We start from the raw sequence: 16,043 nt of genomic DNA on the forward strand, positions 1-16,043 counted from the left end.
GCTCGCTCGCGTTGGCGGTGCTTTCCTCCCTGGGGTGACTTCAGGCGTAGCGGTTCGCTGCGCGTCGTGGCGTGAGGGAGCAGCTGGCCGGGTGGTGGGGTGAGAGGGGCGGTTCGCTGAGTCTCGGAGGACGGAAGTTTCTCGAGGAGCGGGACTCAGCCCGCTTCGTTGTCACAGGCCCTCTTCATACTGGACACATGTTCGACTTCGTCGATACGTCCGGTTTGCCTGATGCGAGGGCGCTGTTTGCTGAGGCGGAGGCGCGGCGTGATCCGGATCGGGAGTTGCGGGCTCCGGTGTCGATCGTGGCGGGTTCGGTGGTTGATGCGGTGGCGGTGTTGGTGGAGCGGGGTGTGGTGGCCGATCCGGGTCCTGGGGTTGCTGCTCGTCGCGGTGGCGTGGGTGGGGATGATCCTGCCAGCGGGTCCAGCGGTGCCGGTGGGGTTGGTGGGGTTGGTCCGGACGGCAGTGTTTCGGATGGGGATGGGTCCGACGGTGTTGGGGCCGGTGCTTCCGGGGCTGGGTCCGTTGGGGCTGGTGTTGTGGATGTTGGTGATGTGATGGTGGCGGTCGAGTTGGTTGGTCGGGCTCGGCGGATGTTGGCGGCGGCTGAGTCGGTGATGGTGGCCCGGTTGGAGGATGCGGAGGCGTCGGTGAAGGCGCGTGGTGAGCGGACGACGGCGTGGTTGGGTCGTACGCAGGGGTTGCCGGGGTGGAAGGCGGCTGAGACGACGAGGGTGGCGGCTGCGTTGGATTCGACGTTCGACAGGTTTGCTGGGGCGTTGGCTGCTGGTGAGATTGATCATTCGTATTGCGCGGCGTTGGTGCGGGCGTCGAACGAGCGGATCGAAGACGCGTTGGTCGATTTGCAGGACGAGTTGTTGGCTCGGGTTCCTGGCCGCCGGTTTGGTGCGTGGCGGCGGGAGTTGTCGGCGGTGTGTGCGTTGTTGGACGCGGATGGTCCTGAGCCGGTGGTGGAGCGGGATGACAAGGTGTTTTGTCTGAGACCCTGGATGGGCTGGTCGATCTGAGGGGCACGTTTTCGGGGTCGACCGCTGAGGAGGTCCGACAGTTGGTGGAGGCACACACCGATCGGTTGGTGCGTCTGGCCCGGCGGGATGCCAGGTTGACTCCGGATTTGGGGGTGCCGTCGCGTGGGGTGTTGCGGGCTCGTGCGGTGTTGGAGTTGTTGCGGTGGGGTTCGTCGGGTGGGGGCGGTGGCGGTCCGGAGACTCATATCAACCTGGATGTCGAAGCGGCCCCGATGCCAGCCGAAGACACCGACACCGACACCGACACCGACACCGACACCGACAGCGCCGACACTGACACCGGCACCGCTGACACCACCGACAGAGCCGACACTGACACCGGCACCGCTGACACCGACGAGACCGACGAGACCGACTGCGCCGTCTCCGGCACCGCCGGCACCGACGACACGGCCGAGACCGACACCGACCCCGTGGGTGCCGACCAGCGCGCCGACGGTCACGCTGGTCCGCTCGGGTGCTCGATTCCGCACGAGTCCAGCGGAGCGCCGGCCGGCCAAGCGGTCCCCGGCGATGGTGCCCCTGCCGGAAACCTCGCCCAACCTGCCGGGTTGAATCGACGTCCGCCGGTGGGGGAGCTGTCCCGGGATTGGTTCCGGCGGGTGCTGGGCCAACGCGGTGACGTGCTCGCCGGCACCGCCCGGTTGGCTGACACCAACCTGTGGCGGCTGTTGTGTAACCCGGTCATCCACACGTTCGTCACCGACTCGGCCCACGAGATCCTCCAGATGGGCCGGGCGGTCCGTCTGGCCACCCCCGCCCAACGACGTGCCCTGCGAATGCGCGACGGCGGATGTGTGTTCCAGGGATGCGATGCACCGATCGGCTGGACCCAGGCACACCACGTCGTGCACTGGTCCACAGGCGGCCGCAGCGATCTCGCCTCGATGGGCCTGCTGTGCACCACCCACCACGACGTCACCCACCGGCGGGACTGGCAGATGCTGTGCAACCACGACCCGCACAACCAGCCCGATGGCACGTTCCGCTGGATCAGCCCCTCCGGCGACGTCCTGTGGTCCCAACGCCACGGCGAATTCATCCCCTGACCCGACCGCAAGGTCAGGCGGTGAGATCGGCGGATGGTAGGGGGTGGGCGTCGCCAGCACGGTGCAACGACGACGGCCCAAGCCCTCTACGATGACGCCGCCACATACCGCCGGGCCCTCCCTCGGCTCCTTGAAGGGGAAGTCACGCAATGACCCAGCCGGCCGGCAGTTCGCCGACGGAGCCCGGAGCACCTGCGGCGAGCGGGCTGCCCGATGTCGAGGTTGCTGATGCACGGGCCCGTGCGACCACCGAAGCGACGGTCCCCGCAGGCTGGACCCGCCGATTTGTAGTCGGGTTGGCCCTGATCGGTCTGGTGGGGTTGGGCGTGCGCGTGGCCTACATCCTCGTGGCCAAGAGCGACGGCGACGCCTGCGGCCAGAAGGTATGCGGCGATGCCTACTACTACAGCCTGCAAGCCGAGGTGATTGCCCAGGGGGACGGCTTCGAACGGCCCTTCACGGGTGGGGAGGCCGCGGACCACCCACCCCTGACCGCGCTGGTCGCCACCCCCGCAGCCATGCTCGCCGGCGAAAACACCATGGCCCAACGGTTGACGATGGCGCTCGTGGGCACCGGCGCAGTGGTGATGATCGGGCTGCTCGGACGGGCCGTGGCCGGCGACCGGGCCGGCCTGATCGCAGCGGGCATCGCGGCGCTGTACCCCAACATGTGGATGAACGACGGGGTCGCGATGAGCGAGTCGCTCACCGCACTGGGCATGGCGACGTGCCTGTGGTTGACCTACCGGCTGATCCGCTCCCCAAGCGTGATCACGACGGCCTGGCTTGGCGCAGCGGTCGGCCTCAGCGTGCTCGCCCGGGCCGAACTGGCGCTGTATCTGCCGTTGGTCGTCGTACCGGTGGTGCTGTGGCGACTCGACATCGACCTGCGGGCGAGGCTGGTGCGGCTGGTCGTCGCCGGTGCGGCAACGTTGGCTGTGCTCGCACCGTGGACGATCTACAACGCCACCCGCTTCGAACGGCCGGTGCTCGTGTCGACCAACGACGGGCTCACGTTGATCGGCGCCAACTGCGACGGCGTGTACTCAGGTTCCCGCATCGGGCTGTGGGACGCCTTCTGTGCCGAGGATGTCCCCGCTGGCGGCGATCAATCGCGGGCCTCGGCCGCCTACCGAAGCGCAGCGGTCGACTACATCGGCGACCACCTCGACCGCGTGCCGGCGGTGGTCGCAGCACGGGTCGGGCGGGTGTGGAGCGTGTTTCAGCCCGTCCAGATGGCCGACTACAGCGTGGCAGAGGGCCGCGAGCGTGCGCTCAGCCTGATCGGCACCTTCGTCTACTACCCGCTGGTCGTCGCCGCAGTGGCGGGCGCGGTGGTGCTCATCCGGCGACGGACGCCCCTCTGGCCGCTGGCGGCCACCTTTGTGATGGTCACCATCACTGCGATGGTGCTCTACGGGCTGACCCGCTTTCGGGTGCCCGCCGAGGTGGCGATCGTCGTGCTGGCGGCGGTGCTGGTCGATCATCTCCTCCCGGGCGGCGAGACGGTGCCGCGTGACGCCTCGCCGGAGGCGGATGGTGTGGATCGGGATGCTGGGTTTGCCCCTGCCATGCCGCAGGAGGCTGGCTAGAGGCAAACCCCGCGATCGAGATGGCAGGATCGGGCGATGGCCCTGCCCTTGTTGCCGCTGACCTATGACGAGATGCGGGCCCGTTTTCGTCTGGCGGTTCACCGAGCTGGGCTGAGCATCGAGGTGCATCCGATCGACGCCAGCGGCCCGGAGGGGCAGGAGCTCACCGTCGACGTGGCCGCCTTCGGTCCCGGCGATGCCCCCAACGCTCTGATCGTGTTGTCGGGCGTGCACGGGGTCGAAGCCCCGGTCGCGTCGGCGCTGCAATGCGACCTTGTGGACCGCTTGGACGAGCTGTCACCACCGGACAACCTGCGGATCGTGCTGGTGCACGGCGTCAACCCGTGGGGCATGGCGTGGTGGCGGCGGGCCAACGAGAACAACGTCGACCTCAACCGCAACTGGAACCGGGATCACGTCGACCCGCCGGTCAACGAGGGGTACCAACTCGTCCACCCGCTGCTGTGTCCGGACACCGCAACCGTTCCCACGCTCGAGGAGTTTCGAGAGCAGATGATGGCGCTGGTCACCGAGCATGGCCGCACCTGGATGCGCGACGTGATCAGCGTCGGCCAATTCACCCATGCCGATGGCTTCTACTTTGGGGGCGATCGCACCGAGCAGTCCACCCGCATCCTTGCCGACGTCGTCGCCCGGCACGCTGCTGCTGCCGTCCGGTCGCTGAGCGTCGATGTGCACACCGGCCATGGCCCGCACGGCACCCACACGCTGCTCACCGGCGCACGCGTCGGCACCCCCAACGACCGCTGGATTCGCCACCGCTTCACCGCCGACGAGATCTCGGGCCGGGCCAGGTCCAGCCCCGAAGGCCCTCGCGGCCACCTCGGCGCCGGCCTGGCAGACGTGCTCACCGACAGCGAGCACCGCTCGGTGGTCCTCGAGTTCGGCACGCGCTCCACCGATCATCAGGTCGTCACCACCCGGCTGGAGAACTGGGTGCACCACCACGGCGATCGGGGGACGCCTGAGGGGGTCGACATCATCGTGAGGAACCGTCGCAACTACACGCCCGACGACCCGGAGTGGGCCACCAACGCGCTCGATCAGGGCCGTGCGGTGCTCGACGACGCGCTGCGGGCCTTTGAGGGCTGAACGGCGTCAGCGGCGCTCGGCCACCGCGATCGCCCGGCGGCGAACCGCCTCGACGAATCTGGCCGGCGAGTCGGGGTCGGTATCGAGGAAGAACGACGGCTCGAACAGCTCGGCCTCGAGCAGCGCCTCGGTGCCGTCGTTGAGCGACACCAGGTCGTAGCGGCCGTACAGGAGCGGCTCGTCATCGCTCAGCCACCGCTTGTGCGCAGCGATCGAGGCGACGACGTCGACGGCCGCCATCGTCGCCTCCCGTTGAGCGGGGGTGGGGTCGGCAGCGGTGATCGCCTCCCGGTAGCTGCCGCCCAGGAGCGTTCCACCGACGTCGAGGATCGGGGCCTTGACGATGGCGTGGGAGATCTCGCCGTCGAACACGATTACGCCCACCTCGCCGCGCTCGGCCACCGAAGCGATCGCCGGCTGAATCATCACCGTGCCACCGGCACCGAGGATCAGCTCTGCCAGGGCTCGTGCGGCGGGGTCGTCGACGGCGAAGCGCCCGGTGTTGCGGCTGCCCGCCGAGATGGTCGGCTTGACCACCACCTCGCCCGAGCTGCCGCCGGGCCGTGAACGGTCGGCCTGGGCGCCGAGCAGGGCATCGACCCGGCGCAACGAGTCGGCAAACCCGGTGGGCACCGTCGGCACACCAGCGTGGTCGAGCTCCGCCAGGTAGCGCTTGTCGAGGTTCCAGCTGATCAGCGGTGCCGGGTTCATCAGCGTGGGTAGGTGCTCGACCGAACGCAACCAGGCCAGGAAGTCCACCGTCCTTTCCGGGTAGTCCCAGGGTGAGCGGATCACCACCAGGTCGTAGGCATCCCAGTCGGCGGCCATGGTCCAGCTGCGGTACTCCAGGTCGATGTCGGCAGCTGCGAAGGCCCGCTCGTGGGCCGGGCGATCGACGTCCTCGTCGGTGACGCTCGGGTCATCGGTGGTGACGAAGGCGACTCGCATCGACCCAGCGTAGGAGAGGTCGACGGCGCCGGTCACCGGTCGGTCACCCAAACGGTGGGCGCCGACTCGGCGGCGGTGGGAACATGGGGTCATGTCCGGTTCCGTCGAGAGCGCCGTTGCGACGATCACCAAGCGAGATCCCGGCCTTGGCCCCTACGCGGAGCTTGCGGCCGACATGCTCACCGCCGGCGAGGAGATCGACGTGCTCAGCCAGGCGTACCTGCAGGACACCCTGTGGTGGCGGGTACCCAAGCGGCTCGATCCGGAGGATTGGGACGATGCGGTGGCCGGCACGGCGGCGTTGCTTGGCGAGCTCGGCCTCGACCGGTACGCCCAGATCGCCCGCTCCGACACGACCACCCGGATCCTCGACGCCTGGCGGGAGGGACCAGCGGTTGGTAGCGGTGCTGCCGCGGCCGCTCGCGAGGCCAGCGGTCTGGTTGCCCCCGACACCGATGCGCTCGCCTGGGGATCGATCATGGGTGGCGAGGAGGCGACCGCCCTCGATGCGATCGAGCGAGCGCTGGAGGATCGCCTGGTGAGGAGCGGGGTCGACCCGGAGGGCCGCTCGTGGAAGCGGGCCGCCCAGGAGACCACCGAGGCGACCCTCGACGCCTCGCTCGAGTTTCCACCAGGCCAGTCGTTGTTCACGATGATCGTCACCGAGCGGGTGGAGAGCTGGATCGATGGGGTTCGCGAGCCCCGGGTGGCGGCCTGGCGGGGGGCGGTGGCCAACCGACTGCTCAGCCCGATCGATCCGCCTGACGGGGCCGAGGCGATGGTGGCGCCGATGACGTGGGTGCTCGAACAGGCGGCCGATGGCCTGCGGCTCACCCAGAGCCATTACCTTCCGCCGGCGGTGGTGCGCGAGGGCGTCGAACGCTTCGACTGGTGGCCCTTCGATCGTCCTCCCCGTTCCGAGGCCGACGTCCCCCAGCTGCTTGACCTCCGCGAGGTTGCCACCGACTTGCGCCTCGTTCGCCGGACCGGCCGAGACCTGAAGCTGACCAAGTCCGGCGTCGCGGCGCTGACCAACCCGGCCGTGTTGTGGCGACGACTGGTCGACACGATCGGCGGCTCGAGCGAGTTCGAGGGCATCGTTGCCGAGCTGCTGGCCCTCAGCCTGTTGCACGGCGATGCGGTCGACGACGAACTCGAGCGGGAGCTGGCCTCGGTGCTCGCTGCTCTGGGGTGGCGTCGAACCGACGGCGAGATCTCCCCGAGGGACGTGGGTGAAGCGCTGTGGGAGCGGTTGCGCGTGTGGGTTGCGCTGAACATCGTCGATCACCACTGGTCCGTGTGGGATTCCGCCACCCAAGAGGAGCTGGAACCCAGCCGGGTGGCGTTGACCGACGCCGGCGTCACGACGGTGCTGGCCTACCTGCGCCGGCGGGCGCTGGCGCCCCGCCACGACGTCGGCCACCCGGACGACTTCGACGACCTGGACGACCTGGACGACTGAGGGAACAGCCTCCCCTACGGGGCGCTGATCAACCGGGCTCGTGGGCTGTGGTGGCGCCGCCCCCGAGCGGTGCGGAACCCGGGGCACGAAACGCCAGGCCGTCGAAGCTGCCGCTGGTGCGCCAGCGGTCGATCAGCGCGAAGAAGGCCACCGGGCCGTCCGGGTAGCCGCTGGCGTTGAGGCGCTGCGCCGGAGTCGGTTCGGCGCCCTCGTTGTTGTAGTAGCCGGGGGTGCAGTCCGGGTTGCCGAGAAACCCCCGGGTGGAACTCTCGAACTGGGCCACCCAGGCTTGCTCGGCCTCGGCGGTGGCCTCCACCTCCAATGCGCCGATGGTGAGCGCGTGGGCGACGACCGCGGCGATCGACGTGGCGGCCTCGGTGAGGTTGTGGGTGACGTTGGAGATCAGGTTGGCGCCCTGGTTGAGCCCGACGATGAACAGGTTGGGGAACCCGGCAACATGGGTGCCGTGCAGGCTGCACATGCCGTCGACCCAGTGCTCGGACAGCGAGAGACCGTCTCGGCCGGTGGTCTCATAGGTGGCCGAATGGGCCAGGTGCACGTCGAACCCCGAGGCGAAGATGAGGCAGTCGAGCGGGTAGTGCTCGCCGGCGGCCCACATCCCGGCGGCGTCGATCGCCTCCACTCCCTGCCCGTCGGTGTCGACCAGGTGGGTGTTGGGCCGGTTGTAGGCCTGCAGGTACTCGTCGTGGAAGCAGGGCCGCTTGCACAGCTGGCGATACCACGGCTTGAGTGCCTCGGCGGCGCTCTCGTCGGCGACGATCGTGTCCACCCGGGCCCGGATTTCGGTCATCTTTTCATCGTCGGAGTCCTCATAGGCGCGGGCGACCAACTCGGGGGTGAACGCCTCCCCGGTGGAGGTCATCTCGAGGACCACCCGGTCGCGGATGCGCTTGGCGATGTCGGTCCAGCCGTCCATCACCAGGTCCTCGTCGGTGAACCCGCCGGTCTGCAGGGTGGCGAAGTTGTCCAGCCAGCGCCGTTGCCAGCCCGCTTCCAGCGCATCGAACTCGGCGGGGTCGGTCGGCCGGTTGTTGCGGACGTCGATCGAGGACGGCGTGCGCTGAAACACGAACAGTTCGCCCGAGTCCCGGGCCAGGTGCGGGATCGCCTGCACCGCCGTCGCTCCGGTGCCGATGATGCCCACCCGCTTGTCGGCCAGCCGGTCCATCGGCTCGCCCGACGGACTGCCACCGGTGTAGGGGTAGTCCCACCGGCTGGTGTGAAAGCAATGCCCTTCGAAGGTGTCGAGCCCGGGGATGCCCGGCAGCTTGGGGCGGTGCATCGGGCCGGTGCCCATCGCCACGAAGCGGGCCCGGATGGCGTCGCCGCGGTCGGTGCCGATCAGCCAGCGCGACGTCGCCTCGTCCCACTCGAGCGAGGTGACCTCGGTCGAGAACAAGGCCCGTTGGTACAGGCCGTAGTGGGTGGCGATGCGCTGGGCGTGGGCGAAGTTCTCGTGGCCCATCGTGTACTTCTGGGTGGGCATGTGCCCGGTCTCCTCGAGCAGCGGCAGGTAGACCATCGCCGCCGTGTCGCACATGGCGCCCGGGTAGCGGTTCCAGTACCAGGCGCCGCCGACGTCGCCGCCGCCTTCGATCAGTCGCACGTCGGTGACGCCCGCCTCGGCCAGGCGGGCGCCGGTGGTCAGGCCGGCGAACCCGCCGCCGATGATCGCCACGGTTACCTCGTCGGTCACCGGGTCCCGCTCGACCCGCTCGGTGAAGGTGTCCTCGCGAAAGTGGGCGAAGCGGCCGGTCGGTTCGATGTATTGGTCCGAGCCGTCGCTGCGCAGGCGCTTGTCGCGTTCGGCCCGGTAGCGCGCCCGCAGTGCTGTGCGATCCGGCGGCTCGACGGCGTTGGTCGTGTTCATCTGGCACCCCCTGGCGGCGACGATGGAACGTCGACCGCCCGATCGTAGGAACCAGCGCCCGGGTCGTCGACCCGCTACGTCGGGGGTACGGTCAACCGATGGTCGCTCTCACCACCGCCGCGGACGGCGAGGAGTACGTCGAGGTCACCTACGACGCAACCGATGCCGCCGACGCGGTGCTGGCATCGGTCAGCTTCGAGGACTGTGTCTTCGAGGGCCTGGCACTCGAGTCGACCCGGCTTGTGCACTGCTCCTTCGTCGATTGCGTGTTCAGGGACTGCGACCTGGGGGTGCTGCTGGCCGACGACTGCGTCTGGCGCGACGTCGCCTTCGAGCGATGCCGCATGCAGGGCGTTGACTGGCGTGCCCCGAAGGGAGCGGGATTGGGCAACCAGCTTCGCTTCGACGGGTGCTTCCTCCGCTACGGGGTGTTTATGGCGGCGCACCTCCCCCGGGTGAAGTTTGCCAACAGCGACCTGCGGGAGACCGAGTTCAGCGATGCCGACCTGACCGGGGCGAGCTTTGCCGGCTGTGACCTGTCGGGAGCACGCTTCCACAACGCACGGCTGACCGAGGCCGATTTTCGTGGTGCGCAGGGCTACGACCTCGACGTCACGACCAAGCTGATCAAGGGCGCAACGTTCTCGATGCCCGAGGCGGTTCGGCTGCTCAACGGGCTCGACATCACCGTCGAGTAGCGGGCAGTGCTGGCAGACGTGACATGTGACAAGCGCTGCGTTTTATGTAAAAGCAGGGCGGGCACTGAACAATGTATGAAGAGGTCCGTGCCGACGGGCCGCATCGACGAGCGATTTGCTCGAAAGCGAGATGACATGACTGCATCAACCGAGACCACAAATGCCTTGGAAGAGCGCCTCGATCGTTTGGAAGAGCGCCTTCCCGCGCTGCCGGCCAGCCTGGTCGCGTTGCAGCGCTCGCTGGTGTGCGCCACGGCGCGCACTGCGTACTCGGGTGTCGAGCTGTTCGTTGACGCCGCTCGTACGGTGCTGAAGACCGGGAGCGACGCCGCCACCACCGCCAAGGGACAGACGGTCCGTGCGGTCGAGGACACCGTCGAGACCGCCAAGGACGCAGCCCGCACCGCATCCGGGCAGGTTCGCAGCGCGGCGGAGGACACCGTCGAGACCGCCACCGATGCCGCCCGCACGGTTGCTGGTCAGGCTCGGAGCGCCGCGGAGGACACCGTCGAGACCGCCACCGATGCCGCCCGCACGGTTGCTGGTCAGGCTCGGAGCGCCGCGGAGGACACCGTCGAGACCGCCACCGATGCCGCCCACACCGTCGCCGATCAGGCCCGGAGCGCCGCCGAGACCGCCACCGACGCCGCCCACACCGTCGCCGATCAGGCCCGGAGCGCCGCGGAGGACACCATCGAGACCGCCACCGACGCCGCCCACACCGTCGCCGACCAGACCCGTAGCGCTGTGAAGAGCGTGAGCGACGAAGCATCGACGCAGGCGAAGACCGTGGTCGGCCAGGCGCAACGTGCCGCCAAGGACACGAAGGCGACCGCCAAGACCGACGCCAAGACGGCCTCCGGCCAGGTGCGTGCCCAGGCCAAGCGCGTGGGTGACACGGCAGAGACCCAAGCCAAGACCGCGTCCGGTCAGACCAAGGCCCAGGCCAAGCGGGTGAAGGACACCGCAACGACCGAGGCCAAGAAGCTGCGCTCCGCCGCTTCAGACGCCGCCGACGATGCGTCCAAGACGACCACTGCGGCCGCCCAGGACGTCACCGATCGGGTCGAGGGCACCTCGCCCGACCGCGGGTACGAAACCTGGACCCGGGCCGAGCTGTACGAGCGGGCCCAGGAGCTCGACATCCAGGGCCGCGCCGGCATGAAGAAGCGCGACTTGATCGAAGCGCTGCGCAACCACTGATGTAACTCTGGTCGAGAGCACGAGAACCGAACTGGCCGGCGTCATCGCACGCCGGCCAGTTCGTCGTGGCTCGGTCAGCAGGACAGCTCGCGCTCCGGTGAGCCGAGGCCGGGGAACCCGGCGTACGCGGGCAGCGCCGGCTGGCCACCGAGGTGGCAGTACAGCACCTTGGATCCCGCCGGGATCTCACCCGAACGGATCATGCCGATCAGCCCGGCCATCGACTTTCCCTCGTACACCGGGTCGGTCAGCATGGCCTCGGTGCGGGCGGCCAGGTGGATCGCCTCCACCGTCTGGGCATCGGGCACCCCGTAGGCAGGCCCCTCGTAGCCGGGTACGATCGTGATCTCATCGTCGCGGAGCGGCCGGCCCAGCTCGATCTTGTCGGCCGTGTTGGTGGCGATGCGGTGGACCTGCTCGGTGGTCTGGTCGAGTGTCGCCGAGGCGTCGATGCCGATCACCCGCCGACCTGGCCGGTCCGACAGGGCAAAGCCGGCGACCATGCCTGCGTGGCTGGATCCGGTGACCGTGCACACGATGATCGTGTCGAAGAAGGTGTCGCGCTCGGCCTCCTGGGCCTCAACCTCGACCGCCCAGTTGGCGAAGCCCAGACCGCCCAGCGGGTGGTCGGAGGCGCCGGCGGGGATGGGGTACGGCGTGCCGCCCGCGTCGATCACCGACTGCAACGCCCGCTTCCAGCTGTCCCGGACGCCGATGTCGAAGCCGGCCGGATCGATGCGCACGTCGCCGCCCATGATGCGGGTCAGCTGGATGTTGCCCACCTTGTCGTAGGCCATGTCGTTGTAGTCCACCCAACCCTCTTGGACGGTGACGGCCCCGAGGCCCAGGTGGCGGGCCACGCCCGTGACCGCCCGGGTGTGGTTGGACTGGATGCCGCCGATCGAGACCAGCGTGTCGCAGCCCTGCTCCAACGCGTCGGCGACCAGGTACTCCAGCTTTCGCACCTTGTTGCCGCCAAAGGCGATACCCGAGTTGCAGTCCTCCCGCTTGGCCCAGATCTCCACCTGGCCTCCGAGCGCTTCGCTCAGCCGCGGCAGGGGATGGATGGGCGAAGGTCCAAAGAGCAAGGAGGTGCGAGGAAAGTCGGCAAGCAACATGTAGCCAGTCAACCGCACGGCGAGACATCGCCGCTCGTCGTCGTAGTGTTCACCCCATGGAGACGGCGACGCTCGACTTGACCGCCGAGTTCGACCTGCGGCGGCGCGAACTCACCGGTTACTGCTACCGCATGCTGGGTTCGGGTGCGGAGGCCGAGGATGCGGTTCAGGAGACGATCCTGCGCGCCTGGAAGGCGGCCGACCGCTTCGAGGGCCGTTCCTCGGTGCGCACCTGGCTGTACCGGATCGCCTCCAACGTGTGCATCGACATGGGGCGTGCGCCCCAGCGGCGGGCCCGCCCGATGGACCTCGGTGGTCCGTCGACGCTGGCGACCGCCCAGCTGGTGCCGCTGCCCGAGTCGACGTTTGTGCAGCCGGTCGCCGACCGTCGGGTGATCGACGTCGACGGCGATCCCGCCGAGGTGGCCATCGCCCGAGACTCGATCCGGCTGGCATTCGTGGCCGCCCTCCAGCACCTGGCGCCCCGTCAACGGGCGGTGCTCATCCTGTGCGAGGTACTCAAGTGGCAGGCGTCCGAGGTGGCCCCGCTGCTCGACACCAGCGTGGCCTCGGTCAACAGCGCTTTGCAGCGGGCGCGCGCGACGCTGACGAGCCTCGATATCGAGGCGCTCGACCCGACGCTCGATCCCGAGCACGAGGCGTTGCTCGGGCGCTACGTCGACGCCTTCGAGCGCTACGACATGGGCGCCCTTGCCGAGCTGTTGCGCCGGCGCGGTGATCTCCATGCCGCCCCACGACCTGTGGCTGAGGGGCGCCGACCAGGTCACCGGGTGGATGTCCGGCCCCGGGCACGGATGCGCCGGGTCCAAGCCGATCCGTGTCGACGCCAACGGCATGGCGGCGTTCGGGAGCTACCGACCGGCCGGCGACGGCGGTTGGGGCCGTTTGCGCTGCAGGTGATCGACGTGGTCGACGGTGAGATTACCGGCCACCACAACTTCCTCTACCCGGAGCTGTTCGCCGACTTCGGCCTGCCGCCGTTTCTCACCGACTGACACGTGGTCGCCGGTGCGATCAGTCGCGCTGGTCGTCGACGAACAGGTTGGCGCCGGTCTCGGCGTCGAAGAGCACCACCCGGTCGGAGTCGACCACCATCTCCAGCTCCTCACCCTCGGCGGCCTTCGAGTTGGCATCGAGACGGGCCACCATCTCGGCCCGGTCCCCGGCCCCCAACGCGGGCTGATCGAGCTCCTCGGCCAGCTCCTCGAGCTCGTCGGACTGGGAGCCCTCGGTCTGAAAGTGGGCGTAGAGCTCCGAGCCCATCCACTCGACGACGTCGATCGTGGCCGAGAAGCGGAGGTGATCGTCGCGGTCCTCGACCAACGACGCGTCCTCGATGTGTTCCGGACGGATCCCGACGATGATGCGATCCGATGCGCCGTCGAGCGTCTCGCGCAGCGACTCGGGAACGGTGATCGTGCCGATCGGCAACTCGATCGTGCCGTCATCACCCCGCTCGCCGGCGAGAAAGTTCATCGACGGTGAACCGATAAACCCGGCGACGAACAGGTTGTCGGGCCGGTTGTACAGGGTGCGCGGCGAGTCGACCTGCTGGACGATGCCCCGCCGCAGCACCGCCACCCGGTCGCCGAGGGTCATCGCCTCGACCTGGTCGTGGGTGACGTACACCGTCGTCGTGCCCAGGCGCTGCTGGATACGGGAGATCTCGGTGCGCATCTGCACCCGCAGCTTGGCATCCAGGTTGGACAGTGGCTCGTCCATCAGGAATGCCTGGGGCTCCCGGACGATCGCCCGGCCCATCGCCACCCGCTGACGCTGACCGCCCGACAGCGCCGCCGGCTTCCGGTCGAGCAGCTCGGTGAGCTCCAGGGATTCGGCGGCCTCCTCCACCCGACGGGTGATCTCGTCGGAGTCAACCTTGGCCAGCTCGAGGGGGAACCCCATGTTCCGCCGGACGGTCATGTGTGGGTAGATGGCATAGGACTGGAACACCATCGCCATGTCCCGGTCCTTGGGGTCGACGTCGTTGACCTCCTTGCCGTCCACCCGCAGCGTGCCCTCCGAGATGTCCTCGAGCCCGACGATCATGTTGAGCAGGGTCGACTTTCCACAACCGGACGGCCCGACGAGGATGAAGAACTCGCCGTCCTCGATCGTGAAGTTGGCCTTGTCGACGGCAACGGTGCCGTCGGCAAACCGCTTGGTGACGTTGTCGAGCTGGATCTCTCCCACGTGGGGCTCCTATCCCTTGACGGCGCCGGAGGTCAGCCCGGACACGATGCGGCGCTGGAAGATCAGCACCATGATGATGATCGGGACGGTCACCACCACCGAGGCGGCGGCGATCGATCCCGTTGGTTGTTCAAACTGGCTGCTGCCGGTGAAGAAGGCGATCGCCGCCGGTACGGTCCGGGCCTTGTTGGTCGACGTGAGCGATGTGGCGAAGAGGAAGTCGTTCCAGGCGAAGATGAACACGAGGATCGCCGAGGTGAACACGCCCGGAGCGGCCAGCGGTGCGACCACCTTGCGGAAGGCCTGAAACGGGGTGGCCCCGTCGACCCGGGCGGCCCGGTCGAGGTCCCAGGGGATCTCCCGGAAGAACGCCGACAGCGTCCAGATGGCCAAGGGCAACGTGAAGGTCATGTAGGGGATGATCAGGCCCGCCCAGGTGTCGAACAGGTGCAGCGTTCGCCACATGTTGAACAGCGGACCGATCACCGACACCGGGGGGAACATGGCGATGGCGAGAGCGCCGGCCAGCACCAACTTGCGGCCCGGGAAGTCCAGCCGCACGATGGCATAGGCAGCGAACATCGCCAGCGTCACCGCCAGGACGGTCGAGATCAACGCGATGCCGATCGAGTTGCGCAGCGCCGAGGGAAACTGGGAGTCCTCGAAGATGGCCCGGTAGTTCTCGAGCGTCGTTGAGCGGGGAAAGAATTTTCCATCGGTCAACTGGGAGCTCGGCTTCAGCGACAGCGAGACGATCCAGGCCACCGGGATAAGGGCGTAGAAGATCACCGCCGCCAGGCCGACGGCCCAGAGCACCCGCTCCTTCGCCGTGCGCTCCTTCGTGTCGCTGGCCATGTCAGAGGTCTCCTTGCTGCTGATCGAGGTTGGCGCCAAAGCCCTTGACGAACAGGGCGGCGATGAGCAGCACGGCGATGAACACCAGCACCGACACCGCCGACCCCAGGCCGAGGTTGAGGCGGGTGATCAGCGTCTTGTAGCCGGTGATCGACACGGTTTCGGTGCCCTCGGCGCCGCGGGTCTGCACGTACACCGAGTCGAACACCCGGAAGGCGTCCAGCGTGCGGAACAGCAGCGCCACCAGGATGGCCGGCTTCATCAGCGGCAGGGTCACCCGGGTGAACCGCTGGAATGCCGATGCTCCGTCCACCCGTGCGGCCTGTAACAGGTCGTTGGGTACCAGCGTCAGCCCGGCGAGGAGTAGCAGGGCCATAAACGGCGTGGTCTTCCAGATCTCGGTGAGGATGATGACGAAGAACGACGACCATCGTGCACCGAACCACGCCGTGTCGGTGCCGAGCAGCCCGTTGACGAACCCGGTGGTCGGGTCGAAGGCGAACTTCCAGGCCAGCGCAGCGACGACGGTGATGATGCCGTAGGGGATCAGGGTCGATGCCCGCACCAGGCCGCGCCCGAAGATGGCGCGGTGCATCACCCAGGCCAGGGTGAAGCCGAGCACCAGCTCGATGATGACCGAGAAGACGGTGATGATCACCGTGCTCAGCACCGAGTCCCACCACTGCGAGGCCGACAGCACCGAGGCGTAGTTGGCCAGGCCGATGAACTCGCGGTCGTCGGGAAAGCGCAGGTCGTAGCGCTGCAGGCTGAGCCAGACCGCGTAGGCGATCGGGTAGGCGGTGACCACCAACATGACGGTGACCGCCGGAGCGCACAGCATCCACCCC

11 protein-coding genes and 2 pseudogenes are annotated in these 16,043 nt (G+C 68.4%); 7 read left to right on the plus strand and 6 right to left on the minus strand.

Going from position 1 to position 16,043, the window contains the following annotated elements:
* Positions 1–197 precede the first annotated feature (197 nt).
* From IPN02_09305 to IPN02_09315, 3 genes and pseudogenes are all read left to right on the plus strand, one after another.
* Positions 198–2,101, plus strand: a pseudogene (locus tag IPN02_09305) (HNH endonuclease).
* A gap of 149 nt (positions 2,102–2,250) precedes the next feature.
* Entirely contained in the window at positions 2,251–3,693 is a 1,443-nt protein-coding gene (locus IPN02_09310) for a glycosyltransferase family 39 protein (GenBank protein ID MBK9297017.1), read from the plus strand.
* A 36-nt stretch (positions 3,694–3,729) separates the two neighbouring features.
* Positions 3,730–4,806, plus strand: coding sequence for a DUF2817 domain-containing protein (locus tag IPN02_09315; protein MBK9297018.1), 1,077 nt, complete (start codon positions 3,730–3,732; stop codon positions 4,804–4,806).
* 6 nt (positions 4,807–4,812) lie between these two features.
* Here IPN02_09315 and IPN02_09320 read toward each other — a convergent pair whose 3' ends face one another.
* Positions 4,813–5,847, minus strand: coding sequence for a hypothetical protein (locus IPN02_09320; protein MBK9297019.1), 1,035 nt, complete (start codon positions 5,845–5,847; stop codon positions 4,813–4,815).
* On the opposite strand from IPN02_09320, the gene IPN02_09325 reads away from it, so the two are divergent.
* Positions 5,846–7,216: a hypothetical protein gene (locus tag IPN02_09325; protein MBK9297020.1), complete on the plus strand. Its 1,371-nt coding sequence runs from the start codon at positions 5,846–5,848 to the stop codon at positions 7,214–7,216. The genes IPN02_09320 and IPN02_09325 overlap by 2 nt on opposite strands.
* 28 nt (positions 7,217–7,244) lie before the next feature.
* Here the strand turns inward: IPN02_09325 and IPN02_09330 are convergent, their stop codons facing one another.
* Entirely contained in the window at positions 7,245–9,107 is a 1,863-nt protein-coding gene (locus IPN02_09330; protein MBK9297021.1) for an NAD(P)/FAD-dependent oxidoreductase, read from the minus strand.
* 98 nt (positions 9,108–9,205) lie between these two features.
* Between IPN02_09330 and IPN02_09335 the strand changes: the two genes are divergently transcribed.
* The gene (locus IPN02_09335; protein MBK9297022.1) at positions 9,206–9,805 is read left to right on the plus strand and encodes a pentapeptide repeat-containing protein; all 600 of its coding nucleotides are present in this window, start codon (positions 9,206–9,208) and stop codon (positions 9,803–9,805) included.
* 135 nt (positions 9,806–9,940) lie between these two features.
* The gene (locus IPN02_09340; protein ID MBK9297023.1) at positions 9,941–11,008 is read left to right on the plus strand and encodes a Rho termination factor N-terminal domain-containing protein; all 1,068 of its coding nucleotides are present in this window, start codon (positions 9,941–9,943) and stop codon (positions 11,006–11,008) included.
* A gap of 74 nt (positions 11,009–11,082) precedes the next feature.
* Here the strand turns inward: IPN02_09340 and IPN02_09345 are convergent, their stop codons facing one another.
* Positions 11,083–12,126: a 1-aminocyclopropane-1-carboxylate deaminase gene (locus IPN02_09345; GenBank protein ID MBK9297024.1), complete on the minus strand. Its 1,044-nt coding sequence runs from the start codon at positions 12,124–12,126 to the stop codon at positions 11,083–11,085.
* 56 nt (positions 12,127–12,182) lie between these two features.
* Here IPN02_09345 and IPN02_09350 point away from each other — a divergent pair.
* Positions 12,183–13,142: pseudogene (locus IPN02_09350) on the plus strand (sigma-70 family RNA polymerase sigma factor).
* 19 nt (positions 13,143–13,161) lie between these two features.
* On the opposite strand, the gene ugpC reads toward IPN02_09350, so the two are convergent.
* The 3 genes from ugpC to IPN02_09365 are packed head-to-tail and all read right to left on the minus strand — an operon-like array spanning position 13,162 to position 16,036.
* Positions 13,162–14,340 carry a sn-glycerol-3-phosphate ABC transporter ATP-binding protein UgpC gene (gene ugpC, locus IPN02_09355; protein MBK9297025.1) on the minus strand — a complete coding sequence of 393 codons (1,179 nt, stop codon included), beginning with the start codon at positions 14,338–14,340 and terminating at the stop codon, positions 13,162–13,164.
* Positions 14,341–14,349: 9 nt separating this feature from the next.
* Entirely contained in the window at positions 14,350–15,195 is an 846-nt protein-coding gene (locus IPN02_09360; GenBank protein ID MBK9297026.1) for a carbohydrate ABC transporter permease, read from the minus strand.
* A gap of 1 nt (position 15,196) precedes the next feature.
* Positions 15,197–16,036 (minus strand): sugar ABC transporter permease, encoded by an 840-nt coding sequence (locus IPN02_09365; GenBank protein MBK9297027.1) that lies wholly within the window; start codon positions 16,034–16,036, stop codon positions 15,197–15,199.
* Between the last annotated feature and the right edge of the window lie 7 nt (positions 16,037–16,043).

Origin of the sequence: Candidatus Microthrix subdominans (assembly GCA_016719385.1) — a bacterium.
GTDB classification, from domain to species: domain Bacteria; phylum Actinomycetota; class Acidimicrobiia; order Acidimicrobiales; family Microtrichaceae; genus Microthrix; species Microthrix subdominans.